Source organism: Promicromonospora kroppenstedtii (assembly GCF_044389675.1).
In the GTDB taxonomy this organism is placed as follows: Bacteria; Actinomycetota; Actinomycetes; order Actinomycetales; family Cellulomonadaceae; genus Promicromonospora; species Promicromonospora kroppenstedtii.
In genome coordinates, this window is sequence record NZ_JBIRYI010000001.1 from 269446 (window position 1) to 294736 (window position 25291).

Consider the following 25291-nt stretch of genomic DNA (forward strand, 5'->3'; position numbering starts at 1 on the left):
ATCGGGCGGGGATCAGTGGGTGGCGCGGAGCGTGCGGCGGATCGCCCACATCCCGAGCAGCCCGATCACGAAGAGGACGACGCCGACGGCCTGGCTGTAGCCCAGGTCGGTCTCGACGAACGCCTTGCGGTAGATGAGGTACGCGAGCGTCGTGGTCGCGTTCTCGGGGCCGCCCTGCGTGAGCAGCAGCACGGTCTGCGCCGAGTTGAACAGCATGGACAGGAACTGGAGCATCGCGACGACGCCGATGAAGTCTCGTGCGATGGGCCAGTACATGCGCCACGCCAGCCGCCAGTCGTTCGCGCCGTCCAGGCGGGCGGCCTGCACGATCTCGGTCTCGACGCCGTCGAGCCGCGACGCGATGAGCACCGCGGAGTAGCCGATGCCGCTCCACAGCTCGACGGCGATGATGGCGCCGAGCGCCGTGGTCGGGTCGGCGAGCCACTCGTTGCCCTGCAGGCCGAGCGGCCGCAGGAACCCGTTGACCAGGCCGTCCGGGTTGAGCATCGCGTAGAAGACCATCGCCGTGGCGGGCGCGGAGATGAGCGCGGGGATGAACAGCAGGTACCGCAGCACGCGGTGGCCCCGCGGCTTCTGCACCACGTAGAACGCGAGGAGGAACGCGAGGCCGATCGTGATCGGCAGGCCCACGACGATCTGGATCGCGGAGTTCGCGGTCGCCGTCCAGAACGTCTCGTCGGAGAAGACGCGGGCGAAGTTGTCGAGGCCCGCCGGGGTGGGCGTCGTGAGCATGCCCGGCCACGAGAGGAACGCGATGACGAACATCGCGACCACGGGGCCGATCATGAACACCGCGTACCAGATCAGTGCGGGCAGGGCGAGACCGGGGAACCGGTCGCGGAGGGTCCCGCGGCGGCGGGTGCGGGGGGCGGCGGTCGTGCCGTCGCCGACGGCGTTGGGGCGGCCGGCGTCGATCAGGGCGGTCATGGGTGGGTCCTTTCCCAGCTCGAGCGGTCAGACCGCCTGGTATGACTTCTCGAAGGCGTCGATGATGCGGTCGGCCGGGGCGGACCCGTAGGCGAGCGCGGTCGCCTGGATCATCGGTTCGAACACGGCGTCGGGGATGAGCAGGTCGGGCAGCATCACGGGCGTCACGTCGTCGTCGGTCAGGCGCGAGCCCTGGGCGACCAGCGGGAAGTCCTTGCTGACGGTGTCGGTGACGCGGCTCATGTCGCGCCCGGACCCGAGGATGAACTCGTCGGTGACCTCGGGCGTGTACAGGTTCTGCACGAACGGCTTGATCAGGTCGAGCTTCTTGAGGCCGTTCTCGCTGATCCAGATGCCATGGCCGTTGAAGCTCTTGATGACGCTCGGGCGTTCCAGCACGCCGCCGCTGGACGGCATGGGCCAGCCGCCGACGGTCACCTCCGCCGCGCGCTCGTTCGGCACCAGGGCCAGCGCCGACGACATGGCCGGCACGATGGCGGCCTTGCGGGTGTTGAACTGCGTGAGCTCCGAGTCGGACGTGTAGCCCTGGACGTTGTCGACGAAGACGCCGGCGTCGCGCAGCTCGACGAAGTGCTCCACGCCCGCGACGGCCCCGGGGCTCTCGGAGATCTTTCCCGTGGAGAACACGGTGCGTGCCTCGTCCTGGGTGATGAAGCCCTGGAGGATCTGCAGGAACATCTTCTGGCCGCTCCAGTCGGAGCCGCCCACGGTCACGGGGCCGATGCCCTTGGACCGCAGGGCGTCCGCGGCGGCGATCAGCTCGTCCGACGTCGTCGGGATCGCGCCGACGCCCGCCTCCTCCAGCAGCCCGGTGTTGAACGACACCGGCCAGTTCGTGCGGGTGAAGGGGAAGGCGCGCAGGCGGCCCTCGTCGTCGGTCCACTCCGCCAGCGCCTCGGGGATGATCAGGTCCCGCAGGCCCCAGTCGTCGAGGTAGTCGTTCACCGGTACGGTCGCGCCCAGGCGGGTCCAGGACAGGGTGCGGCCCATCATGTTGACGATGGCGACGTCCGCCTCCTTGCCCGCCAGGGTGCTCGTCTCGAAGACGATGGGCAGGTCGGAGCCGTTCTTGAGCAGCGCGACCTTGCGCGCGGTGCTGCGCTGGTACGCGGCGACGACGTCGGAGAACACCTGCGCGCCGGCGACGGCGCCGCTGATCTGGGTGTGCACGGTCAGGGCGTTCGAGCCGCTGGACGCGGGCACGAGCGCGCCGCACCCGGCGAGCAGCGGCGTGATGAGCCCGCCGCTGAGGGCTGCGCCCAGCAAAGTGCGCCTGCTGATGCCGTGTGACACGGGACCTCCTGGAGCTGGTCGACCTGGAAACTTCGGTGTGTCTGTCGAAGAGGCGGGGCACTTCCGCGTGCCGGGCCTTGTAAAGCGGTACACAAACTGGCTGGCCGCGAATGTATACCGCTTTACTTTCGAGGGTCAACCCCCGTAGGGTCTGGCACGTGACCGAAACACCCCCGAAACGAGCAACGATCGCCGCGGTGGCCCGCCGTGCCGGCGTGTCGCCGTCCGCGGTGTCCCACGTCTTCAACGGGCGGCCCAACGTCTCGGCCGCCACGGCCGAGCGCATCCGGCAGGCCGCCGACGAGCTCAACTGGCGCCCCAACTACGCCAGCCGCAAGGTGTCGGGCCAGGGCGGCCGCAGCCTCGGGCTGGTGATCGCCCGCGCGAGCGACACCTTCGGTCGCGACCCCTTCTTCATGCGTCTGGTCGCCGGGCTCACCCAGCCCCTGGCCGACATCGGCTGGTCGCTCTCGCTCACCCTCGTGGGGGCGGACGACGAGGCACGCGTCTACCGCGACTGGTGGGCCGAGCAGCGCGTCGACGCGTTCCTGCTGGTCGACGCCCGCACGGACGACCCGCGCCTCGACCTCGTCGGTCAGCTCGGCGCCCCCGCCGTGGTGCTCGGCGCGCCCGTCGACGCCGCGGTCCCCGCCGTCACGGTGCGCGACGACGCCGCGTTCGCGGACGTGCTGGGCCACCTGGGCGAGCTCGGCCACCGCCGTGTCGCGCGCATCAACGACGCGCCCGGCCTGGCCCACACGCGCGCCCGCGACCGCCGGTTCGCGGCGGCCGCGGCCGACCACGGCGTCGAGCCGTCCTACGCGATCTGGGACGCCGAGGCGGCCGACCCCGTGGCCGACCTGCTGGCCCGGGTCGGCGACGTCACGGCGATCATCGTCGACAGCGAGGTGATCGCCGCCGAGATCGTCGCGCACGCCCCCGAGCTCGGGGTGAGCGTGCCCGGCCAGCTCTCCGTGGTCGCCTGGGAGGACTCCTGGGTCTCCACGCTGGTGCGCCCGCGGCTGACCGCGCTCGACGCGCCCGTCGAGGAGAGCGCCCGCACCGCCGTCGCCCTGCTGGAGCGGCTGGTGCGCGGTGAGGCCGTGACCTCGCAGACGGTCGGCGGGCGCCGGCTCATGGTGCGCGAGTCGACGTCCGCCGCCCCCGGCGCCCACGCCTGAGTTACCCCGCCCGGGCTGCTTGCGCCCGGGAATCCTGAGTCACCTGAGAGGCAGACCCTTGACCACCACCCCGCGTTTCGGCGTCAACTACACCCCGTCGAAGGACTGGATGTTCCAGTGGATGGCGATCGACCCCGCGGTCGTGCGCGCCGACTTCGAGGCGATCGCGGCGCTCGGCGTCGACCACGTCCGGGTCTTCCCGCTCTGGCCGGTGCTGCAGCCCAACCGCACCCTGATCCGGCAGCGGGCGCTGGACGACATCGCGCTCGTGGCCGACATCGCCGCCGAGCACGGCCTGGACATCTCGGTGGACGTGATCCAGGGCCACATGTCCGGCTTCGACTTCGTCCCGGCGTGGCTCGTGAACTGGCACGACGGCAACATGTTCACCGACCGGCCGGCGATCGACGCGCAGGCGGCGCTCGTCTCGGCGGTCTACGACGCCGTCCGCGACAAGCCGAACTTCCTGGGGCTCACGCTCGGCAACGAGCTCAACCAGTTCCAGCGGCCCAACCCGGCCGCGATGCCCGCCAAGCGTGACGAGGTGACGCACTGGCTCACCTCGCTGCTCGGCGCCCCGCGCGACCGCGACCCCCGGCACGTGGTGACGCACAGCGAGAACGATCACCTCTGGTACCGGGACGAGCACCCGTTCGTGCCGGTGCACGCCGCCCGTCAGGGCGACATGACCACGGTGCACTCCTGGATCTTCAACGGCACCGCCGCGACCTACGGCGCGCTGTCGCCGCAGTCGGTGCGGCACGCCGAGTGGATGATCGAGCTGTCCAAGGCGTTCGCCACCGACCCTCGCCGGCAGGTCTGGCTGCAGGAGGTCGGGGCGCCCTCGATGAACCTCGCCGAGGCGGAGATGCCCGAGTTCTGCGCGCGCACCATCGAGGCGGCGCTGACCACGGACGGCCTCTACGCCGTCACCTGGTGGTGCTCGCACGACGTGACCCGTGACCTCGGTGACTACAAGGATCTCGAGTACTCGCTGGGCCTGCTCGACACCGAGAACAACGTCAAGCCGCTCGGCCGGCGGTTCGCCGAGGTGGTCGCGGAGGCGCGGCGCGCCGGGGCCCGGTCTGCTTCTTCGGGCCGGCCGGTGGCCGTGGTGGTCGACGTCGACGCGGACGACCTGCCGTTGTCGCGGGCGTCCCTCGGGCCCGGCGGGGCCGTCTTCGAGCGCTGGCACGCGCTGCGCGAGGACGGCGTGGAGGTCGCCGTCGTGACCAGCGCCGCCGCCGCGGACCCAGCGGCACTGCAGGCCCGCGGCATCCGGGAGCTGGTCCGTGTCGACGCGGTCTGACTCGGACCTGCTGCTGCGCGGCGGGCTCGTCGTCGACGGCAGCGGCACCGAGCCGTTCGTCGGTGACGTGCTCGTACGCGCCGGGCGTATCGCGGGCGTCGGCGGGCGGATCGACGCACCGGGGGCGCGGGTCGTCGAGGCCGACGGGCTGGCCGTGGCGCCGGGCTTCGTCGACATGCACGCCCACTCCGACCTGGCCGTCCTGGCGGACGGAGCCCACCTCGCCAAGGCCACGCAGGGCGTGACCACCGAGGTGGTGGGGCAGGACGGGATCTCGTACGCGCCCGTCACGGACGAGACCATGGCGCTGGTCCGCGAGCAGATCGCGGGCTGGAACGGCATCCCGGACGGCGTCGACCTCGCGTGGCGCACCGTCGGGGAGTACCTGGCCGAGGTGGACCGGCGCGGCACCGCGACGAACGTCGCCTACCTGGTGCCGCAGGGCACCGTGCGGATGAACGTGGTGGGCACCGGCGACCGGCGGGCGACGTCGGCGGAGATCACGGAGATGCGGGCCCAGGTGGACCAGGGCCTGCGGGAGGGCGCGTTCGGCATGTCGTCCGGGCTCACCTACGTGCCCGGGATGTTCGCCGACACCGACGAGCTGGTCGCGCTGGCCGAGGTGGTGGCGCGGCACGGCGGCTTCTACGGGCCGCACCAGCGGTCCTACGGGGCCGGCGCGATCGGGGCGTACGCCGAGATGGTCGAGGTGGCGGAGCGTGCCCGGTGCGCGCTGCACCTGACGCACGCGACCATGAACTTCCCCGAGAACCGGGGGCGTGCCGGGGAGCTGCTCGCACTGGTGGACCGGGCGATCGCCTCCGGCGTCGACGTGACTCTCGACTCGTATCCGTACCTGCCGGGGTCCACCACGCTGTCGGCGCTGCTGCCCAGCCGCGCCGCCGTGGGTGGCCCGGAGCAGACGCTCGCCCGGCTGCGCGACCCGGGGGAACGGGCGTGGATCGCGCACGAGGTCGAGGTGGTCGGCAGCGACGGCTGCCACGGCGTGCCGGTGGACTGGGACACGATCGAGATCGCGGGCGTGCGCGACGCCACGCTCGGCCACCGGGTGGGCCGCACCGTGGCGCGGATCGCGCTGGACGAGGGGCACGCGCCGGTCGACGTGTTCTTCGACCTGCTGCTCGCCGACCGGCTCGGCACGAGCATCCTGCAGCACGTCGGCGACGAGCAGAACGTCCGCGAGATCATGCGGCACCCCCGGCACACGGGCGGCAGCGACGGGATCCTGGTGGGCGCCAAGCCGCACCCGCGCGGTACGGGCACGTTCCCGCGGTACCTCGCCCGGTACGTGCGCGAGGAGGGGGTGCTGTCGCTCGCCGAGATGATCGTGCACCTCTCGACGCGGCCCGCCGCGCGGCTCGGGCTGCACGATCGTGGGCGCATCGCCGAGGGGTACGTGGCCGACGTCGTGGTCTTCGACCCGGCGACCGTCGCCGACCGGGCGACGCCGGACGAGCCGCGCCTGACCGCCGACGGGATCCCGTGGGTCCTGGTGGGCGGTGTGCCGGTGATCGAGGAGGGCGTGCGGACCGGCGCGCGGCCCGGTAGGGCGCTCCGGCACAGGTCGCGGGCGCTGCGCTGAGGGGCGCGGGCAGCGCGGGCAGTGTTCGGCAGTTGGCTGAGGCGCGCCGCAGTGTTCGGCAGTTGGGCTGGGGTGCGTCGCAGTGTTCGGCAGTTGGCTGAGGAACGCCGCAGCGTTCGGCAGTTGGCATTGAGATCGGTAGAGGCCTGGACCGATCTCGATGCCAACTGCCGAGTCTGCGGTGCAAACTGCCGTGCCCGAGGCGGACTGCCGATACCACGACGCTGGAATAGTGTGCCAAGCGCGTAGCGCCGCTCGTTTGCCAGCAGGCCGCTCGGCTGCCAGTGCGCCGCCCAGCTGTCAGCACACCGCCCGAGCGTCGGGCGCCCTGTACTTCACGACCGACCTGATCACGGGCATCCAAGCCGCAGCGTTCGGCAGTTGCCCGAGGAACGCCGCAGTGTTCGGCAGTTGGCATCGAGATCGGTAGAGGCCTGGACCGATCTCGATGCCAACTGCCGAGTCTGCGGTGCAAACTGCCGCGCCCGAGGCGGACTGCCGACCTTGCCAGGGCACGGTGCGCTGCATCTAATATATTGCATGCCCATTCCAAGGAGCGTGCCCGCGATCGATCGCCGGCTCCTGCGCGACGACGTCTACGGCCGGCTGCGCGACGCGATCGTCGACGGCAGCCTGGCGCCGGGGGAGCAGCTGCGTGACCTCGAGCTCGCCGCCTGGCTCGGCGTCAGTCGCACGCCCGTGCGCGAGGCACTGCTGCGCCTGGCCGAGGCCGGGCTCGTCGTCGCCCGGCCCGGCAGCTCGACGACGGTGAGCTCGCTGGACCTGCGCGACGTGCGCGGCGCCCGCGACGTCGTCGCCGCGATGCACCAGGTCGCCGTCCGGGAGGCGGTCCCGGGCCTCACCGAGGACGACCTCGCGGCCATGCGGGCGGCCGAGCGCGAGTTCCGCGCGGCGATCGAGAGCGGCGACGTCGAGGCGGCGCTCCGGGCCGACGACGTCCTGCACGGCGTGCCGGTGCGGATCGCGGCCAACCGGGCGCTGTCCGCCGTGCTCGACCAGTTCACGCCGGTGCTGCGGCGCGCGGAACGGCTGCGGTTCGCCTCGCTCGGCGGGCGCGCGTCGTTCGCCCGGCACGAGGAGCTGATCCGGCTGTGTGCCGCCGGGGACGCCGAAGGGGCGGCGGCGGTCGCCTTCGACACCTGGGCCACCCTGCCCGCCGACGCCGACGCCGACGCCGACCCCGACCCCGACGCCGACCCCGGCACCGACGCCGACACCCACACCGACACCGCCCCCGCGACCGAGGAGTAACCATGGCCCTGTCCGACTTCCCCCGCCACCCGCTGACCTTCGGGCCCAGCCCGGTCCACCCGCTGCCGCGGCTCACCGCCCACCTCGGCGGCGCTCAGATCTGGGCCAAGCGCGAGGACTGCAACGCCGGCCTCGCCTATGGCGGCAACAAGACCCGCAAGCTGGAGTACTTCGTCCCCGAGGCGCTCGCGCAGGGCGCCGACACGCTGGTGTCGATCGGCGGGTACCAGTCCAACCACACGCGCCAGGTCGCGGCGGTCGCGGCGTCGCTCGGCCTCAAGGCGGTGCTGGTGCAGGAGAACTGGGTCGACTGGCCCGACTCCGTGGCCGACCGGGTCGGCAACATCATGCTCAGCCGCATCATGGGCGCCGAAGTGCGGCTCGACCCGGCCGGCTTCGGCATCGGCTTCAAGGACTCCTGGGCCCACGCGATCGAGGACGTCAAGGAGCGCGGCGGCACGCCGTACGCCATCCCGGCGGGCGCGTCCGACCACCGGCTCGGCGGCCTCGGCTTCGCGCGGTGGGCCTACGAGGTCGAGGAGCAGGAACGCGAGCTCGGCGTCTTCTTCGACACGATCGTCGTCTGCGCGGTCACCGGCTCCACCCAGGCGGGCATGATCGCCGGGTTCGCCGCGCTGGAGGAGGCCGGCGGCCCGCGCCGCCGCGTGATCGGCGTCGACGCCAGCGCCAAGCTCGACGAGACCCGCGACCAGGTCGCCCGGATCGCGCGCGCCACCGCGGAGCTGATCGGCGTCGGCCGCCCCCTGCGGGACGACGAGATCACGGTGCTGCCCGGCTGGGCCGGCGACCTGTACGGGATCCCGGTGGAGTCGACGCTCGACGCGATCCGGCTCACGGGCGAGCTGGAGGGCGTCATCATCGACCCCGTCTACGAGGGCAAGTCGATGGCGGGCCTGATCGACCTCGTGACCAGCGGCGACATCCCTGCGACCAGCAACGTGCTCTATGCCCACCTCGGCGGGCAGCCGGCGCTGAACGCCTACAGCGGCCTGTTCACGCAGACCCGCCCGCTGCTCGGCTGACAGCCGGGCGGGCGGCGTCCGGCCCGACGCCGTCCGCCCCGGCGGCGCCGTCCTCCGCCGCCTCCCGCGTCGCCGCCCAGCTCGCGAGCAGCGCGAACCGGTCCGCGGAGTCGGTGCCCGGGGGCGCGCTGTAGGTGACGATCTGCAGCCCGGCCTCGCCGGGCATCTCGAACACGTCGAACGCCACCTCGATCACGCCGACCTCGGGGTGGCGGAACGACTTGACCCCGGTGCGGTGCTCGTGGACGTCGTGCCCGGCCCAGTCGGCGCGGAACTGCGGGCTGCGCGTGGAGAGCTCCCCGACCAGTGCGGTGAGGTCCGCGTTGAGCGGGTCGCGCCCGGCCTCCAGCCGCATCATCGCGGCCGCGGTCCGGCGGGCCAGGGGCCAGTCCACGTAGTAGTCCTGGGCGCGGCCGTCCAGGAAGATGAACCGCGCCATGTTGGGTGTGCCCTCGGTGTCGAAGTGCGGTGCGTACAGGGCACGGCCCATCAGGTTCGCGGCGACGATGTCCTGCGTCGCGTTGTGCACCACCGCCGGCACCGTCATGTGGTCCAGCACTCGCTGCACCGACGTGCGCACCGCCTGCGGGGCCGGCCGGCGCGTGCGGGCGGCGACCCCCGCCGGCGCGGTCCGGGCCAGGTCGAACAGGTACTCGCGCTCGGCGTCGTTGAGCCGCAGCGCGCGGGCGATCGCCTCCAGCACGCTCTCGGACGCGCCGCGGATGTTCCCGCGCTCCAGCCGGGTGTAGTAGTCGAGGCTGACCCCGGCGAGCAGCGCGACCTCCTCGCGGCGCAGGCCGGGCACCCGGCGCTCCCCGAAGCTCGGGATGCCGGCCTGCTGCGGCGTCACGTTCGCGCGGCGGGAGACCAGGAAGTCGCGGACCTCGTCCTTGGTGCTCATGGCTTCCACGATAGGTACGCGCCCGCGCGGGCGGGAGGTTCCGTCGGAACCCCCCCCAGCCCGCGCGCGGCACCCGGTCAGGGGGTGAGCAGCACCTTGGTGGCGCGGCGCTCGTCCATCGCGCGGTAACCCTCGGCGGCGTCCTCCAGCGGGAGGGTGAGGTCGAAGACCTTGCCCGGGTCGATCTTCCGGTCCCAGATGAGCTGGATCAGCTCGGGCAGGAACCGGCGCACCGGGGCCGGGCCGCCGTGCAGGTGCACGCCGGTGAAGAACAGGTCCAGGCCGTCGAGCTGCACGCCGTGCGTCACGCCCACGTAGCCGACGTACCCGCCGGGCCGCGCCGAGCGGATGGCCTGCCACATCGACTCCTCGGTGCCCACCGCCTCGACGACGCCGTGGGCGCCGTACCCGCGGGTGAGCTCCCTGACCCGCGCGGCACCCGCGTCGCCGCGCTCCTCGACGACGTCCGTGGCCCCGAACTCGCGGGCCAGGGCCTGCCGCTCGGGGTGGCGGCTGAACACGATGACGCGTTCGGCGCCGAGCTGGCGGGCGGCCAGGACGGCGGACAGGCCGACGGCGCCGTCGCCGACCACCGCGATCGTCCTGCCGGGCCCTGCCTCGGCGGCCACGGCCGCGAACCAGCCGGTGCCCAGCACGTCGGACGCGGCCAGCAGCGACGGGACCAGGTCAGCCGGCGGCGAGCCCGGCGTCGGCACCAGGGTGCCGTCGGCCAGCGGGACGCGGGCCAGCTCGGCCTGCGTGCCCTCCGAGCCCATCATGACGTTGTGCACGCAGCGGGACTGGTAGCCCGCCTGGCAGATCTCGCAGGTGTTGTCCGAGGCGACGAACGAGCCGACGACGAAGTCGCCGACCTGCACGTTCCGCACCTGGTCGCCGACCTGCTCGACGACGCCGACGTACTCGTGCCCCATCGGGGTGGGCCCGGCCAGCTTCTCGATCCCGCGGTACGGCCACAGGTCCGACCCGCAGATGCAGGCCGCCGTCAAGCGGATCACGGCGTCGGTCGGCTCGATGATCCGGGCGTCCGCTCGTTCCTCGACCCGGACGTCGCCGGGGGCGTGCATCACGACTCCACGCATGGGTGGGTATCTCCTTGCTCGATCCGCCCGCGCCAGGGTGCGGCGCGGGCTCGGTGCTCTGTCGTCCTCCATGAGATGCCGGTCCGCCCCCGAGGTGGGAGGCCCGGGCAGACCCCCTCACGCGAGACGGCGACAACCGGGCCGGTTTCCGGGAGGCTGGGACCCGCCAGGTGTTCACCGCGGACACCCGGGACCGATTTGGAGCGTCATGGCCCGCCTGCAGCACCGCCCCGGCACCTCGCCACGCCTGCCCAGGGCTCGGAACCTCGACACGAGCTTCCGCCCGACGGCGACCGCGCGGTCGACGCGGGTCGCCGGCAGCCGTGCGGGCCGGGACACCGTGGTGGGCCTGCCCGCGAACCCGTTCGGCTACGCGATGCTCGCCACCCTCGGGGTCGGTGCGGGCCTCGCGGTACTGGGCGCGCTCTCCGCGGTGGCGACCGTGCTCGTGTACGTCGGGCTGGCCCTGTTCCTGGCGCTGGCCCTGGAGCCCGGGACCGAGGCCCTGACCGACCGGGGCCTGCCGCGGTGGGTCGCGGCGACCGTGATGGTGGTCGGGTCGGCCGCGGTGATCGCGCTCCTCGTCGTCGCGGTGCTGCCGATCGCCGTGCCGCAGGTCAGCAGCTTCGGCGCCCAGCTCGTCGAGCTGCTGCGCACGCTGCCCGAGCAGGCCTGGTACGAGTGGGCCACCAGCAACCTCGGTGCCCTCGACCTGAACGGGCTGCTGTCCTCGTTGACCGACCTGCTCAGCGACCCCCGACAGCTCTCGGCGATCGCCGGCGGCGTGCTGCAGGTCGGCACGGGGCTGGTCAACGGCGTCACCGCCGTCATCATCGTCACGGCCCTGACGATCTATTTCGCGCTCACGCTGCCGACCATGATCTCCGCCGTCCTGCGGCTCGTGCCCCGCTCCCGGCGTGCCATGACCGGGTCGCTCCTCGGCGAGGTGCTGGACTCCGTTGGCCGGTACGTCTCCGGCCAGCTCGTCCTGGCGACCATCAACGCCACGTTCACGCTGGTGCTCACGCTGTTCGCGGGCAGCCCCGCCCCCATCCTGCTGGCCGTCATTGCGTTCGTCGCGGCGCTCATCCCCGTCGTCGGAACGGTCATCGGGTCCATCCTGGTCACGCTCGCGACGCTCACCGTGAGCCCGGTCGCGGCGATCGTCGTCGCCGCGTGCCTCCTGGTGTACATGCAGGTCGAGGCCTACGTCCTGTCGCCGCGCGTGATGAGCCGCGCGGTGTCGATGCCTGGCGTCCTGGTCATCGTCGCGGCCCTCGCCGGCGCGGCGCTCGGCGGGATCCTCGGCGCCCTCGTGGCCGTGCCCGTCGCGGCGGCAGGCCTGCTGATCATCAAGCGTGTGGTCGTCCCGTACCAGGAGGCGCGTTAGCGCTGACCAGCACCGATGCCGCTGCGTAGACTCGTCCGATGAGTCTTCTCGCCGCGGAGCACGCGCTCCAGGCCGCCCAGCGTTCCGGTGACGTCAGCGCACTGGACGCACTGCTGCATCCTCGGTGCGTCGGCGCCGGCCCCGACGGGTCGGTGTTCTCCAAGGAGGACGACCTGGAGGGCTACCGCTCGGGCGCGCTCCGGATCACCCGCCTGGACGAGGAGTCGCTCGACGTCCAGGAGGACGGTCCGAGCGGGGCGACCAGGCTGGTTGCCGCCGTGGAAGCGGTCCAGGGCGGCGCCGTGGTCGCCGCGCGGCTGACCTACACGCGCCTCTGGGTGCGTGGGCAGGACGGCTGGCAGGTGCTGGCCGCCACGCTCGCACCAGCCGCTGGGCCGGCCTGATGGCGCAGGGCAGGCGGCCGCCGACCATGGTCGACGTCGCGCGAGCCGCAGGCGTCGCCCACATCACGGTGAGCCGGGTCGTGAACGACGAGCCCACCGTGCGGCCCGAGACCCGCGAGCGCGTGCTGCGCGTCATCGAGGAGCTCGGCTACCGGCGCAACGACAGCGCCCGCATGCTCAAGAGCGGCCGGTCCACGATGCTCGGTGTCGTCCTGGCCGGGTCCGAGCTGTTCGAGCTGCCGCGCGTGCTCCTCGGCATCGAGCAGGCCGCGAAGGAGGCCGGCCACTGGGTCAGTCTCGCGAGCTGGCAGGGCGGCACCCACGAGCAGCTCGAGCAGTGCCTCGGCCGGCTCGTGGGGCAGGGCGCCGCCGGCGTGGCGGTCATCGCGGACCGGCCCGTCGCCCTGGAGGCGCTCGACCGGACGGTGACCCGCGTGCCGATCTCCGTCGTCATGTCCGGCAACGTCGCCAACCCGGCGATCGGGTCGGTCGAGCTCGACCAGGAGGAGGGCGCCCGCCTCGCCACCCGCCACCTGCTCGACCTCGGCCACCGCGACATCGTCCACCTGAGCGGCCGCATGGAGACCTTCGACGCCCGCGCGCGTGTCGAGGGCTGGAAGGCCGAGCTCCGCCGCGCCGGCATCGAGGAGCCCCGCCTGCTGCACGGCGACTTCCACGCGCGCAGCGGCTATGCCCTGACCACCGAGCTGATCGACGCCGGCCGGCTGCCGACGGCGATCTTCAGCGGGAACGACCAGATGGCGCTCGGCGTGCTCTCCGCCCTGGCCGCCCGCGGCCTGTCCGTACCCGGCGACGTGTCGCTCGTCGGCTTCGACGACATGGCCGGCGCCGACTACCTCGTGCCCGCCCTGACGACCGTGCGGCAGGACTTCGTCACCCTGGGCCGCCTCTCGATCGAGGTGCTCCTCGACCTGATCGGCGGCGGCGACGCCCGCCACCACCTGCTGCCGCCGTCACTCGTGGTGCGCGCCAGCACCCGCGCCGTCTGAGGCGGCCTCCGGCACGCCGTACCGCACGCCGCGGAACGTCAGGGGGCCGGCGCCCGCGGGCGCCTCGTTGACGAACCCGAGCAGCACGCCGGTGAAGCCGCCCGCCGTCTCGGTGCTCAGCACGGTGTGCGGAAAGGCACCCAGCACGTGCTCGCGCGAACCGGACCCGCACGTGAACTCGTAGGACTCGCCGTCCGACCGGACCCGCAGCGTGACGTCCCCGGCGACCGGCACCTCCGGTCCGGTGACCGGCTCGCCGTTGAGGCGGCCCGCCACCCGGACCACGCACCCGTCGTCGCCCCGGCGCACCCGCGCCGCGAGGAACGTGGCCTCGTCCTGGAAGGCGACCACCCCGGCGTCGTGCGCCCCGATCAGGGCGGTGTCCACCACCGCGTCCAGCTCGAAGGCGTGCATGTCCTGGCGCCGGGCGAGGAACGCGGGCACCTCGCGTGCCGTCAGCGGGACGGGCCTCGGGTGCAGCGTGACCGCGTCGCCCACGCCGTCGGCGGCGACGTCCGCGGCGACCGGGCCCCGCAGCGACAGCCAGTCCGCCGGGCGGTCCGTCGTGACGGGCAGCCCGGGCCGGACGCCCTGGACGCGTCCGGTACCGGGCGCGAGGACCGGTCCGTGCTCGTCCCACTCCACGGGGACGAGCAGCACCTCGCGGCCCAGCGTGTGGTGCTGTGCGACCGGACGGACGCCGAGCACCAGCGCCCAGGCCTCGCCGTCGGGGGTCTCGACGAGGTCGGCGTGGCCCACGTTCTGCACGGGCTCGCGGGCGCCGAGGTGGCGGTGCGTGAGCAGCGGGCTGCGCGGGTCGGTCCGGTAGGGGCCGGTCACGTGGTCGGCGGTCGCGCTGGTGACCGCGTGGTTGCGCTCGGTACCGCCCTCCGCGCCCACGAGGTGGTAGCGGCCGGCGCGCTCGTAGATGTGCGGCGCCTCGACCCACGCGCCTCCGACCGCGCCGTGCCAGAGCACGCGTTCCGGTCCGGTCAGCTCCAGCGTGGCCAGGTCGAGCTCCCGCAGCCAGATCTCCCCGGGCCCGGTGGCGCCCTGCGCCGTCGCGTCGCGCGCGGCGGTGAACCAGGCGCGGCCGTCGTGGTCGAAGAACAGCGACGGGTCGATCCCGTCGGCCTCCAGCGGGACCGGGACCTGCCACGGCCCGGCCGGGTCGGACGCCGTGGTCAGGTACGTGGCGGCGCCCTGCCGGTCGCGGGCGACCGTGAACACCACGTAGAACACCCCGTCGTGGTGGCGGATCGTGGGCGCCCAGACGCCGTCCGCCACCTGGCTGCCGTCCAGCGGGAGCCAGCTCGCGCCGGTCAGCACGTGCCCGACCAGGCGCCAGGTGACCAGGTCACGGCTGTGGTGCACCGGGATCCCGGGGTGGTAGGCGAAGGTCGAGGTCACCATGAAGTAGTCCTCGCCGACGCGGCACACCGAGGGGTCGGGGTGGCAGCCGGGCAGCACGGGATTGGGGACCAGACGCATGTGCGCTCCTTTGCGCGAGGGGTCGCGCTTGACGAAATGGCAACGTTGCCATCAGCATAGGGGCACTTCCCGAGGACCCCCGCAACGAGCCGCCGGGTCCGGCCGGATCACATCGAAGGAGATGTGCAATGCGCACACACAGCAGTGAACCCCGGCGCGCCCGCCGCGCCCTCGGCGCCGGTGCCGCACTGGTCGCGGTGGGCCTCGCGCTGGCCGGCTGCGCCGGTGAGCCGGCGTCCGACGACGGCCCGGTCACCCTGGAGTTCTGGACCTGGTCGCTGAAGGAGGCCGACCCGGCCGCCCAGGCGATCGTCGAGCAGTACGAGAAGGAGAACCCGGGCGTCACGATCAAGCTCTCCGAGGTGGGCGGCACGCCCGAGACGTCGTCCAAGCTGCTGGCGGCCGACCGTGCCGACGAGGCGCCCGACGTGGTGCAGGTCGAGTACCGCGCACTGCCGTCGCTGGTGACCGCGGGCGTGGTCCGCGACATCACCGAGGACGTCGCCCCGAACCGCGACGCCGTGGCCGACAACATCTGGGCGCTGAGCACGCTCGGCGACCAGGTCTACGGCGTGCCGCAGGACATCGGCCCGATGATGCTCACCTACCGCACCGACCTGTTCGAGAAGTACGGGGTCGAGCCGCCGGCCACGTGGGCCGACTACGCGGAGGCGGCCGAGAAGATCCACGCGGCCGACCCCGACGTGTACCTCGCCAGCTTCTCGGCCACCCAGGTCGAGTTCTTCGCGGCGCAGGCCGCGCAGGCCGGCGCGCAGTGGTGGGGCACCGACGGCGACGCCTGGTCGGTCGGCATCGACTCCGACGCCTCGCTGGAGACCGCCGACTACTGGCAGGACCTCGTCGAGCGCGACCTCCTGACGGTCGAGCCGCTGCTCACGCCGGAGTGGAACGCCAAGGTCAACGACGGCAAGATCCTGAGCTGGGCGGCCGCGGCCTGGGCGCCGAGCGTCATCTACTCGGTGGCACCCGACACCGCCGGCAAGTGGGCCTCGATCCCGCTGCCGCAGTGGACGCCCGGCGACGCGTCCGTGCCGTTCCTGGGCGGGTCCACCTACCTCGTGCCCGAGAAGTCCGAGCACGCCGAGGAGGCCGCGAAGTTCGCCGCCTGGCTCGGCGCGTCCGACGAGGGCTCCAAGCTGCTGCTCACGCTCGACCTGTACCCGGGCGGCAACGCGGGCCGGGAGGCGACGCTCTCGAACGACCCGCCTCGGCTCATGCCGCAGCAGAAGGACTTCTACGAGGTGGCCGACCAGATCATCGACGACACGACCATCCCGGTCGTGTGGGGGCCGAACGTCAACGTCGCCACCAACGCCTTCGGCGACGCCCTGAACGAGGCGGCGCTCGGCGGCACGTCCTTCCGGGACGTCTACGGCACCACCCAGACGGCAGTGGTCGCGGACCTGGAGAAGTCCGGGTACACCGTCGAGAACCCATGACCGCCGTCGCACCTGCCCGCAGGCGCGGGCGCCGGGGCCGTGAGCTGACCCCCTGGCTGTTCGCGGCCCCGGCGATCGTCCTGTTCGTGTGCTTCCTGCTCGTGCCCATCGGATACGCGCTGTACCTCAGCTTCCGCGGGCTCCGCATCGAGGGTGCGGGCGCCTTCGGGCGGCGCACCGAGGGGTTCGTGGGGCTGGAGAACTACGTCACCGCCCTGACCGACCCCGAGCTGCTCGCGGGGTTCGGCCGGTCGCTGGTCTACGGCGCGATCGCCGTGCCCAGCGTGCTCGGCCTGGCCCTGCTCTTCGCGCTCCTGCTCGACACGCCACGGGCGCGGCTGACGAGCTTCTCGCGGACGGCGATCTTCCTGCCGTACGCCGTGCCCGGTGTGATCGCGAGCCTGCTGTGGGGGTTCCTCTACCTGCCCAGCACCAGCCCGGTCAGCTACGTCGCCCGCGAGCTCGGCGGTGGCAACGTCGACTTCTTCGGCTACCCGACCCTGTACTTCGCGCTCGCGAACATCGCGCTGTGGTCCGGCGTCGGCTTCAACATGATCATCATCTACACCTCCCTGCGGGCCATCCCGCAGGAGATCTACGAGGCGGCGCGGATCGACGGCGCCGACGAGCGGACCATCGCGTGGCGCATCAAGATCCCGCTGGTGGCGCCGGCGCTCGTGCTGACCGGCCTGTTCTCGGTGATCGGCACCGTGCAGCTCTACAGCGAGCCCGCCACGCTGCGCCCGCTGACGAGCACCATCTCGTCCACCTGGGTGCCGCTCATGGCGATCTACCAGGAGGCGTTCGGCAACGACAACCTGGGCGGCGCCGCCGCGGCGTCCGTGCTCCTGGCGGTCGGCACCCTCGTCGTCTCGCTGGTCATCCTGCGCTTCTTCCAGCGCCGAACGTTCGGAGACGCCTCATGAGCACCAGCACCGCGACCCGGCGTCCGACGGCGGCCGGCGCTCCCGGCATCACGACCCGGCGCCGCCCACGCTTCGCCCCGGCCGCGACGATCGTCCTGCTCGCGGGCGCCGTCTACTGCCTGGTCCCCGTGGCCTGGGTGGTGGTCGCGGCCTCCAAGTCGCCTCGCGAGCTGTTCACCAGCTTCTCGTTCCTGCCCGGCTCCGGCCTCGCCGACAACCTTGCCGCTCTGGCCACCTACGGCGGCGGCGTGTTCTGGCAGTGGGGTGCCAACAGCCTCGTGTACGCGGGCGTCGGCGCGGTCGCCTCGACGATCGTCTCCGCGATGGCGGGCTACGCGCTGGCCAAGTTCCGGTTCCGGGGGAGCGACACGCTGTTCGCCGCGATCCTCGCGGGCGTCCTGGTGCCGGGCATCGTGCTGGCGATCCCGCAGTACCTGCTGCTCGCGCAGCTCGGGCTGGCCGGGACGATGTGGTCGGTGCTGCTGCCGTCGATCATCAACCCGTTCGGGATCTTCCTGTGCCGGGTGTTCGCGCAGTCGGCCGTCCCGACCGACACGCTGGAGGCGGCCCGGCTCGACGGCGCGGGCGAGGCACGGATCTTCACCACGATCGTGCTGCCGATGATGGCCCAGGGCCTGGTCACGGTGTTCCTGCTGCAGTTCGTGGGCATCTGGAACAACTTCCTGCTGCCGTTCATCATGCTCAGCGACCAGCGCCTGTACCCGATCACGCTCGGGCTGTACACGTTCCTGTCGAAGGGCGCCGGGGACTCGGACCTCTACCCGCTCGTGATCACCGGTTCCGCCGTCTCGGTCATCCCGCTGATCGCCATGGTGCTGCTGCTCCAGCGGTTCTGGCGCGCGGACCTGCTCGCGGGCGGCCTCAAGGGGTAGGGGTCAGCCCAGCACGCCGAGCCGGAGCGCCCGCAGCACCGCGTTGGTCCGGTCCCGGGCCGCGAGCTTGAGCAGGATGGCCGAGACGTGGTTCTTCACCGTGCCCTCGACCAGGCACAGCGCGCCGGAGATCTCGCGGTTGGTGTAGCCCTCGGCCATCAGCCGCAGCACCTCCAGCTCGCGGTCCGTGAGCTGCTGGACCGCGAGCGTGTCGGCGTCGTTCGCCGTCGGCACGGCCCGCAGCGCCCGCAGCATGCGGTCCGTGACCGACGGCGCGACGAGCGTCCCGCCCCCGGCCAGCGCGTGCACGGCGCGGGTGAGCTGCTCGACCGTGACGTCCTTGAGCAGGTACCCACGTGCCCCGGCCCGCAGGGCGTCGAGCACCAGGGTGTCGTCGTCGAACGTGGTGAGCACCAGCACCGGCACGTCGCTGCCCTGCTCGCGCAGCCGGTCCAGGGTCCACAGGCCGTCGTACCGGGGCATGCGCAGGTCCAGCAGGATCACGTCGGGCGCGACGTCGGCGACCACCTCCAGCGCGGCGGCGCCGTCGTCGGCCTCGCCCACGACCTCGACGTCGGCGATCTCTAGCAGCGCCCGGATGCCGTGCCGCACCAGCGTCTGGTCGTCGACGATCACCACCCGCGTCACGTCGGCACCCGCGCCGTGACCCGGAAGCCGTCTCCGCCGTCGAACTCGACGCCGCCGCCGAGCGCCTCGAACCGTTCGGCGAGCCCCCGCAGCCCGTTGCCGGGCACCAGCTCGCGGAACCCGCGCCCGTCGTCCCGCGTCGTCAGCACGACACCGTCCGGGCCCGCGGCCACCTCGATCCGCAGCGCCCGCGCGTCGGCGTGCCGCAGGGTGTTCGTCACGATCTCCTGCACGCCGCGCACCAGCGCGGCCGCCTGCTCCTCGTCCACCTGTACGCCCGAACCCACGTCGATCGAGACGTCCAGGTCGGGCAGGTCGCGCACCACCTCCCGGAACGCCTCGGTCAGGTCCGACGACGCCGTCCGCAGCTCGCCCACCGTCGAGCGCACGTCCGCGAGAAGGTCGCGGGCCACCCGGTTGGCGCGCTCGACGTGATCGCGCGCCTGCTCGCCGTCGCGGTGCCGGGCGGCCTCCAGCTCCAGGGTGAGCACGGTGAGCTGGTGGCCGATCAGGTCGTGCAGGTCGCGCGAGATCCGCAGCCGCTCCGCCGTCCGCGCCGACTCCGTCAACAGGGCCGACGCCGCGCGGAGATCCACGTGCGCCTGGCTCAGCTCGCGGCGCAGCCGCTGCTCCCGGATGAGCGTCATCGAGCTCAGCAGCGTCGCCACCTGGATGAGCACGTAGAAACCGACACCGATCAGGGCGTCGGCGAGCCCGTTGTCCCGCTGCGTCGCGAGCGCCACCAGCACCAGCGTGTTCAGGCCGACGACGACGAAGCCCACCCGGAGCGGCGCCACGTAGACGCTGACGCTCGCGATGACGACGAGCAGCACGGGCATGAGCCCGACCTGGGGCGCGGTGAGCACCACCGCCCAGGACGAGACAACGGCGGTGGCGAACATCGCGTGCCGAACCAGGTCGGCGCGCTCCCGCACGAGGGAGCCCAGGAGGTTGACCATCAGGAGCACGAACAGGGCGATCCACCAGCCGCGCGGGATCGAGGCGTCCGCGTACCCGAACAGCACCGGCCCGGCCAGGACCAGCGCGACCACGAGCATCGCGAGACCTGACCACCCCTCCGTCCCGAGCCGCATGCCAGCCACCCTACGGGCGCGGGTCGGGACGGGCCCGTGCCGAAAGTCATGGTTCACATCCCTGACCAGCGGCACGGGCGCGGTGCGGGGCGGCGCGCCTAGCGTCGTCAGGCATGAGCAGCGACACGAACGGGAGCGGGCGGCCGCTCGCCATCGAGGCCGAGGGCCTCGTCAAGCGGTACGGCGCCACGGTCGCCGTCGACCGGCTGAGCCTGCGGGTCGAGGTGGGGGAGGTCCTCGGCATCCTGGGCACCAACGGCGCGGGCAAGACCACGACCGTCGAGATGATCGCGGGGCTGCGCCGGCCGGACCGGGGGAGCGTCCGCCTGCTCGGCCTGGACCCGCGGCGGGACCGGGCCAGGCTGCGGCAGGTGCTGGGCGTGCAGCTCCAGCAGGCGTACCTGCACGGCGCGCTGACGGTCGCCGAGCTCCTGGACCTGTACCGCAGCTTTTATCCCGACCCGCGCCCGGCCGCCGAGCTCCTCGACCTCGTGGGCCTGGAGGAGCAGCGGCGCGTGCGGTTCGAGAAGCTGTCCGGCGGCCAGCAGCAGCGGGTCTCCATCGCGCTCGCGATGGTGGGCCGGCCGCGGGTCGTGATCCTCGACGAGCTCACGACCGGGCTCGACCCGCTCGCCCGGCGCCGCATGTGGACCACGGTCGAGCACCTGCGCGCCGAGGGCGTGACCGTCGTGCTGGTCAGCCACGCGATGGAGGAGGTCGAACGGCTCTGCGACCGGGTCGCGCTGCTCGACGGCGGGCACCTGGTCGCCGTCGGCACGCCGGGCGAGCTGACCGCTCGAGCGGGCGCGGACACCCTCGACGACGCGTTCGTCGCCCTGACCGGAAAGCAGCTGGAGGCAGCCGGATGAGCACCACCGCCACTCACGTCACCGCACACCGGCCGGGTCCGCGTGCCTGGCTCACCCTCGTGGTCTGCGAGACCAAGATGGTCGCGCGCGACACCGCGGGCCTCGTCGTGCCCCTCGGCCTGCCGCTCCTGATCCTCGTGACGAGCGCCCAGGCCGCAGGCGACCAGGAGGTGGTCGCCGGGTTCTCCGCGCTGGAGGCGTACGTGCTGCCGCTGGTGCTCACCATGGTCATCGCCACCATCGGCGTCATCAACATGCCGAGCTTCCTCGCGTACTACCGGCGCTCCGGCATCCTGCGCCGGCTCGCCGTCACACCGGCGTCACCCGCGATGGTGCTCGTCGCCCAGGTGATCGTGAGCGTGCTCCAGACTCTGCTCGGGCTAGCGCTCGCCCTCACCGTGGCCTTCCTCGGCTTCGGCGCGAGCCCGCCCGCGAACCTCGGAACCGCGATCGGGGTCTACGTCCTCGCGATGGCGGCCATGTACGCCGTCGGCATGATCGTGGCCGCCGTCGCGCCGACGCCCAACTCGGCAGTCGCGATCGGGCTCGTCGGCTTCTTCGCGCTCGGCGCCCTCGGCGGCATGTTCGGCGGCCCCGGCAGCCTGCCCGAGCCGCTCGCCGAGCTGGGCGAACGGCTGCCCTTCGGCGCGGCGGTCCAGGCGCTCGCGGCGGCCTGGGTCGGGGCGCCCGTCGAGGCGGCGCACCTGGTCGGCCTGGGTGTGACGGTCGTGGTCGGCAGCGTCACGGCCGGGCTGCTGTTCCGCTGGGAATGACGGGTTCAGGCCTTCGCGGCAGGGCGGGCGGCGGTCAGGTTCCGCAGCTCGGCGAGCACCGTCCGCTCGATCTCGACCATCGATCGCTGCTCGCCCGCGCCGATCCACTGCGTGAAGGAGACGCCGAACACCGTGGTCGCCGACTCGGCGGCGAGGGTGGCCGCAGGCTCGGGGATGCCTCGTCCGCGCAGGGCGTCGCCGAGAGTCGCGGCGAGCACCGACATCTTGTGCCGCTCCCGCTCCTGCAGCGCGGGATTCTGCTCGATGACGCTCTGCCGCAGCCGGGAGTGGCCCCGTCGCTCGTCGGGGAACAGCTCCGCCGCCGACTCCAGCGCGGCGGCGACGAGCTCCATCGGCGTGGCCTCGCCCGGCGCGGCCACCAGCCCGGCGAGGAACGCGTCGACCATCAGCTCCTGCCCGTGGAACAGCACCTCGCGCTTGTCGCTGAAGTGCCGGAAGAAGGTGCGTTCGGTCAGGCCGACGGACTGCGCGATCTCCGCGGCCGTCGTCTGCTCGTAGCCGTTGCTCGCGAAGAGCTCCAGCGCGGCGGCCTGGAGCCGTCCGCTCGTGCCCGGCTGCCATCTGACCATGCGTCCAGTCTATGTGATGACAGCGGCTGACGTCGCGCGTATGGTGATGTCTGTGACTGACAGCAGTCACTGACATCACTGGAGGTTCACCATGCAGGTATTCGTGACCGGAGCATCCGGCTGGATCGGGTCGGCGGCCGTGGACGAGCTGCTCGCGGACGGCCACGCCGTCACCGGGCTCGCCCGGTCCGACGCGTCCGCGGCCGCGCTGGAGGCCAAGGGGGTGCGGGTGCAGCGCGGCGACCTGGACGACCTCGACGGTCTCCGCCGGGGCGCCGACGCCGCCGAGGCGGTGGTCCACCTGGCCAACAAGCACGACTTCGCGAACCCGGCCGCGTCCAACGCCGCCGAGCGGGCCGCCGTGCAGACGTTCGCCGACGCGCTCGCCGGCTCCGGGCGTCCGCTCCTGTTCGCGGCGGGTACCGCCGCGCTGGCGCAGGGCAGGCCCGCCACCGAGGCGGACACCTCGTCGTCCTACGGCCCCGACTCGCCGCGCGGCGGCGCCGAGAACCTGGCGCTGGGGTACGTCGAGCGCGACGTCCGTGCGGTGAGCCTGCGCTTCTCGCCCACGGTGCACGGCGCGGGGGACCACGGCTTCATCTCCGTGATCGCCGACGCGGCCCGCCGGCACGGTGTCTCCGGCTACCCCGGCGACGGCACCAACCGCTGGGCCGCCGTGCACCGCTCCGACGCCGCGCGGCTCGTGGCCCTCGGCCTCGCCAAGGCCCCGGCGGGCGCCCGGCTGCACGCCGTCGCCGAGGAGGGGGTCACGAGCCGCGAGATCGCCGAGGCGATCGGCGCGGCGCTCGGCCTCCCGGTCGCCTCGATCGCGCCCGACGACGTCGCGGCGCACTTCGGCTGGATCGGCGGCTTCTTCGGCATGGAGGGGGCCGCGACGAGCACCGTGACGCGGGAGCTGCTCGGCTGGACCCCGACCGGCCCGACGCTGGTCGAGGACATCGCCGCGGGCGCGTACTCGACGCCGGTCGAGCACTAGCCGCCAGTCCGGTGGGCCCTGACCCCTTTGAGGCCTAAGTTTCTTCGCTTTGCGGAGCCGCAAAGCGAAGAAACTTAGGCCTCAAAGGGGACGGGCGGTCAGGGGTCCAGGCGCCCGGCGCGCGACGCCTCAGGCCGGCGGCGTCGCGGCGATGTCCGTCGTTGTCGCGAGCGGGCGGGACGTCTCGACGTCGTCGGCCAGGCTCTGCAGGCGGCCGGCGGCCAGCCCCAGCGAGTCCGAGCCGAGCAGCTGGTGCAGCGGTGCCTCGCCGGACGTCGCGACGGCGATGATCGCGGCGGCCGCCCTCGCGGGGTCGCCGAGCTGCGTGCCGGGCATCCCGAGGTGCTGCTCGACCATCTCGCGGACGGCCGGGTATGCCTCGGTCGTGTCCGACGGCAGGCCGAGCGACACGGGCCGCAGGAAGTCGGTGCGCATGTAGCCGGGCTCGACGAGGTTCACACGGATGCCGTGGTCCGCCACCTCGGCGGCCAGCGACTCCGTGATCGCCTCCAGCGCGAACTTGCCCGCCGCGTACAGGCTCCAGCCGGGGAACGAGAGCAGGCCGAGGATCGAGGACACGTTGATGACGTGCCCGGAGCGGTGGGCCCGGAAACCCGGCAGCACCGCGCGCAGCACGTTCCAGACGCCGAAGACCTGCACGTCGAACATCGCGCGGGCGTCGGCGTCCGAGACCTCCTCGACGGCCGCCAGGTAGCCGTACCCGGCGTTGTTCACGACGACGTCAACGGTGCCGAAGCGGTCCGTCGCGGCGGCGACGGCCCGGTTCACCTGCGCCTGGTCGGCCAGGTCGACGGTGAGGGCGAGCAGCCGGGAGGTGTCGACGTCGTCGAGCGCGCCCATGAGGCGATCGACGGACCGGGTGGTCGCGGCGACGTTCTCGCCGCGCTCCAGGAGCTGCCTGACGAGCTCGAGGCCGAGCCCTCGGGAGGCGCCGGTGACGAACCAGGTGGCGGGGCGGTCGGCGGGGTAGGACATGGTGGTCTCCTCGGGAGGTCGGGTCGGCGGGCGTGCCGACCCGTCAAGACTTCCGCCCGGAACAGGGCCTGCGAGCGCCATACCCGGCCCCCTGCGTCCTGGGTCGCTGCCGCATAGGACGCGGAGGTCCACCCTGACGGGTGCGCCGCGCAGAGCGGCGCGCCCAGAATGGAGCCATGGCCGAGAGGAACACGGAGCTGGCGGACTTCCTGCGTCGCACCCGGAGCCAGGGCGACGCGTCGCGCGCCGGCCTGCCCGCCGACAGCCGCGTCCGTCGCGTGCCCGGCCTGCGCCGCGAGGAGGTCGCGTTCCTGGCCGGTGTCTCGACCGACTACTACGCCCGTCTGGAGCAGGGCCGGCGCATCGTGCCGTCCCCGTCGGTCGTGGACGCCATCGGGCGGGCGCTCGGGCTGGACCAGGCGGGACGCGCCCACCTGGCCGACCTCATCGGGCTCGGCTCGACGACGGCGCGGCCGCGCACCCGTCCGGTCCAGCGGGTCCGCCCCGGGCTGTACCAGCTTCTCGACGCGCTCGGCGACGTTCCCGTGCTGGTGCTGGGCCGCCGCGCCGACGTGCTCGCCCAGAACCGCATGGGCCGGGCCCTGTTCACCGACTTCGAGCGGTTCCCGGCGCCGCGCCGCAACTACGCGCGCTGGATGTTCCTCGACGACGGCGCGCGGTCGTTGTTCGTCGACTGGGAGGAGCAGGCCCGGGCCGCCGTCGAGAACCTGCGGCTGGAGGCCGGGAACGACCCCGCGGACCGTGCCACGTCCGCGCTGATCGCGGACCTGCGCGAGGCCAGCGGAGAGTTCGGCGACTGGTGGGCCGAGCACCGCGTCTACCAGCGCACGTACGGGTCCAAGCGGCTGCGGCACCCCGTCGTCGGCGACCTCACCGTCGAGTACGAGACCCTCGCCCTGCCCGGCGACCCCGACACGACGCTGTACGTCTACTCGGCCGAGCCTGGCTCGCCGTCCCAGCGGGCGCTGAGCCTCCTGGCGAGCTGGTCCTTGACGGCGACGCCCGGCCCCGCCAATGGACCAACCCCCTTTGAGGCCTAAGTTTCTTCGCTTTGAGCG

General features: G+C 73.0%; 24 protein-coding genes. 15 read left to right on the forward strand and 9 right to left on the reverse strand.

What is annotated here, in order from left to right; all coding sequences use genetic code 11:
* Positions 1–12 precede the first annotated feature (12 nt).
* Together ACH47X_RS01205 and ACH47X_RS01210 are read right to left on the reverse strand one after the other, a co-directional pair.
* Positions 13–948 (reverse strand): carbohydrate ABC transporter permease, encoded by a 936-nt coding sequence (locus ACH47X_RS01205; protein WP_397400626.1) that lies wholly within the window; start codon positions 946–948, stop codon positions 13–15.
* Positions 949–975: 27 nt separating this feature from the next.
* Positions 976–2262 (reverse strand): ABC transporter substrate-binding protein, encoded by a 1287-nt coding sequence (locus ACH47X_RS01210; protein ID WP_397400628.1) that lies wholly within the window; start codon positions 2260–2262, stop codon positions 976–978.
* Between the two features lie 158 nt (positions 2263–2420).
* On the opposite strand from ACH47X_RS01210, the gene ACH47X_RS01215 reads away from it, so the two are divergent.
* The 5 genes from ACH47X_RS01215 to ACH47X_RS01235 all read left to right on the forward strand — a co-directional run bounded on the left by ACH47X_RS01215 (position 2421) and on the right by ACH47X_RS01235 (position 8670).
* On the forward strand, positions 2421–3443 hold the full coding sequence (locus tag ACH47X_RS01215) for a LacI family DNA-binding transcriptional regulator (RefSeq protein ID WP_397400630.1): 1023 nt from the start codon (positions 2421–2423) through the stop codon (positions 3441–3443).
* A 58-nt stretch (positions 3444–3501) separates the two neighbouring features.
* Entirely contained in the window at positions 3502–4752 is a 1251-nt protein-coding gene (locus ACH47X_RS01220; RefSeq protein WP_397400632.1) for a glycosyl hydrolase, read from the forward strand.
* Complete coding sequence (locus ACH47X_RS01225) at positions 4736–6355, forward strand: amidohydrolase family protein (RefSeq protein ID WP_397400634.1); 1620 nt, start codon at positions 4736–4738, stop codon at positions 6353–6355. The genes ACH47X_RS01220 and ACH47X_RS01225 overlap by 17 nt, the downstream gene beginning before the upstream one ends.
* A gap of 540 nt (positions 6356–6895) precedes the next feature.
* Positions 6896–7627, forward strand: coding sequence for a GntR family transcriptional regulator (locus ACH47X_RS01230; protein ID WP_397400636.1), 732 nt, complete (start codon positions 6896–6898; stop codon positions 7625–7627).
* Positions 7628–7629: 2 nt separating this feature from the next.
* Positions 7630–8670 (forward strand): 1-aminocyclopropane-1-carboxylate deaminase, encoded by a 1041-nt coding sequence (locus tag ACH47X_RS01235; RefSeq protein ID WP_397400638.1) that lies wholly within the window; start codon positions 7630–7632, stop codon positions 8668–8670.
* Here ACH47X_RS01235 and ACH47X_RS01240 read toward each other — a convergent pair.
* Together ACH47X_RS01240 and ACH47X_RS01245 are read right to left on the reverse strand one after the other, a co-directional pair.
* Positions 8642–9571, reverse strand: coding sequence for a helix-turn-helix domain-containing protein (locus ACH47X_RS01240; protein WP_397400640.1), 930 nt, complete (start codon positions 9569–9571; stop codon positions 8642–8644). The genes ACH47X_RS01235 and ACH47X_RS01240 overlap by 29 nt on opposite strands.
* 77 nt (positions 9572–9648) lie before the next feature.
* On the reverse strand, positions 9649–10671 hold the full coding sequence (locus tag ACH47X_RS01245) for a zinc-dependent alcohol dehydrogenase family protein (protein ID WP_397400642.1): 1023 nt from the start codon (positions 10669–10671) through the stop codon (positions 9649–9651).
* A gap of 208 nt (positions 10672–10879) precedes the next feature.
* On the opposite strand from ACH47X_RS01245, the gene ACH47X_RS01250 reads away from it, so the two are divergent.
* The 3 genes from ACH47X_RS01250 to ACH47X_RS01260 are packed head-to-tail and all read left to right on the forward strand — an operon-like array spanning position 10880 to position 13475.
* Positions 10880–12061: an AI-2E family transporter gene (locus ACH47X_RS01250; protein WP_397400644.1), complete on the forward strand. Its 1182-nt coding sequence runs from the start codon at positions 10880–10882 to the stop codon at positions 12059–12061.
* A gap of 38 nt (positions 12062–12099) precedes the next feature.
* Positions 12100–12465 (forward strand): nuclear transport factor 2 family protein, encoded by a 366-nt coding sequence (locus ACH47X_RS01255; RefSeq protein ID WP_397400646.1) that lies wholly within the window; start codon positions 12100–12102, stop codon positions 12463–12465.
* On the forward strand, positions 12465–13475 hold the full coding sequence (locus ACH47X_RS01260; protein WP_397400648.1) for a LacI family DNA-binding transcriptional regulator: 1011 nt from the start codon (positions 12465–12467) through the stop codon (positions 13473–13475). The genes ACH47X_RS01255 and ACH47X_RS01260 overlap by 1 nt, the downstream gene beginning before the upstream one ends.
* Here ACH47X_RS01260 and ACH47X_RS01265 read toward each other — a convergent pair.
* Positions 13440–14966: a glycoside hydrolase family 43 protein gene (locus ACH47X_RS01265; RefSeq protein WP_397400650.1), complete on the reverse strand. Its 1527-nt coding sequence runs from the start codon at positions 14964–14966 to the stop codon at positions 13440–13442. The genes ACH47X_RS01260 and ACH47X_RS01265 overlap by 36 nt on opposite strands.
* 128 nt (positions 14967–15094) lie before the next feature.
* On the opposite strand from ACH47X_RS01265, the gene ACH47X_RS01270 reads away from it, so the two are divergent.
* The 3 genes from ACH47X_RS01270 to ACH47X_RS01280 are packed head-to-tail and all read left to right on the forward strand — an operon-like array spanning position 15095 to position 18245.
* Complete coding sequence (locus ACH47X_RS01270) at positions 15095–16426, forward strand: ABC transporter substrate-binding protein (protein WP_397400652.1); 1332 nt, start codon at positions 15095–15097, stop codon at positions 16424–16426.
* Positions 16423–17352, forward strand: a complete 930-nt coding sequence (locus ACH47X_RS01275; protein ID WP_397400654.1) for a carbohydrate ABC transporter permease — start codon at positions 16423–16425, stop codon at positions 17350–17352. Before ACH47X_RS01270 ends, ACH47X_RS01275 begins: the two co-directional genes overlap by 4 nt.
* Positions 17349–18245: a carbohydrate ABC transporter permease gene (locus tag ACH47X_RS01280; RefSeq protein WP_397400656.1), complete on the forward strand. Its 897-nt coding sequence runs from the start codon at positions 17349–17351 to the stop codon at positions 18243–18245. Before ACH47X_RS01275 ends, ACH47X_RS01280 begins: the two co-directional genes overlap by 4 nt.
* Before the next feature lie 3 nt (positions 18246–18248).
* Here ACH47X_RS01280 and ACH47X_RS01285 read toward each other — a convergent pair whose 3' ends face one another.
* Together ACH47X_RS01285 and ACH47X_RS01290 are read right to left on the reverse strand one after the other, a co-directional pair.
* Positions 18249–18893, reverse strand: a complete 645-nt coding sequence (locus tag ACH47X_RS01285; protein ID WP_397400658.1) for a response regulator — start codon at positions 18891–18893, stop codon at positions 18249–18251.
* The gene (locus tag ACH47X_RS01290; RefSeq protein ID WP_397400660.1) at positions 18890–19987 is read right to left on the reverse strand and encodes a sensor histidine kinase; all 1098 of its coding nucleotides are present in this window, start codon (positions 19985–19987) and stop codon (positions 18890–18892) included. Before ACH47X_RS01290 ends, ACH47X_RS01285 begins: the two co-directional genes overlap by 4 nt.
* A 113-nt stretch (positions 19988–20100) precedes the next feature.
* Here ACH47X_RS01290 and ACH47X_RS01295 point away from each other — a divergent pair, with 113 nt between their 5' ends.
* The gene (locus tag ACH47X_RS01295; protein WP_397400662.1) at positions 20101–20856 is read left to right on the forward strand and encodes an ABC transporter ATP-binding protein; all 756 of its coding nucleotides are present in this window, start codon (positions 20101–20103) and stop codon (positions 20854–20856) included.
* Positions 20853–21629, forward strand: coding sequence for an ABC transporter permease (locus ACH47X_RS01300; RefSeq protein ID WP_397400664.1), 777 nt, complete (start codon positions 20853–20855; stop codon positions 21627–21629). The genes ACH47X_RS01295 and ACH47X_RS01300 overlap by 4 nt, the downstream gene beginning before the upstream one ends.
* A 5-nt stretch (positions 21630–21634) precedes the next feature.
* On the opposite strand, the gene ACH47X_RS01305 is transcribed toward ACH47X_RS01300, so the two are convergent.
* Positions 21635–22219 (reverse strand): TetR/AcrR family transcriptional regulator, encoded by a 585-nt coding sequence (locus ACH47X_RS01305; RefSeq protein WP_397400666.1) that lies wholly within the window; start codon positions 22217–22219, stop codon positions 21635–21637.
* A 103-nt stretch (positions 22220–22322) separates the two neighbouring features.
* Between ACH47X_RS01305 and ACH47X_RS01310 the strand changes: the two genes are divergently transcribed.
* On the forward strand, positions 22323–23216 hold the full coding sequence (locus ACH47X_RS01310; RefSeq protein WP_397400668.1) for an SDR family oxidoreductase: 894 nt from the start codon (positions 22323–22325) through the stop codon (positions 23214–23216).
* A gap of 129 nt (positions 23217–23345) precedes the next feature.
* Here the strand turns inward: ACH47X_RS01310 and ACH47X_RS01315 are convergent, their stop codons facing one another.
* Positions 23346–24212 (reverse strand): SDR family NAD(P)-dependent oxidoreductase, encoded by an 867-nt coding sequence (locus ACH47X_RS01315; RefSeq protein ID WP_397400670.1) that lies wholly within the window; start codon positions 24210–24212, stop codon positions 23346–23348.
* A gap of 176 nt (positions 24213–24388) precedes the next feature.
* On the opposite strand from ACH47X_RS01315, the gene ACH47X_RS01320 reads away from it, so the two are divergent.
* Entirely contained in the window at positions 24389–25273 is an 885-nt protein-coding gene (locus tag ACH47X_RS01320; RefSeq protein ID WP_397400672.1) for a helix-turn-helix transcriptional regulator, read from the forward strand.
* The last annotated feature ends 18 nt before the right edge of the window (positions 25274–25291 follow it).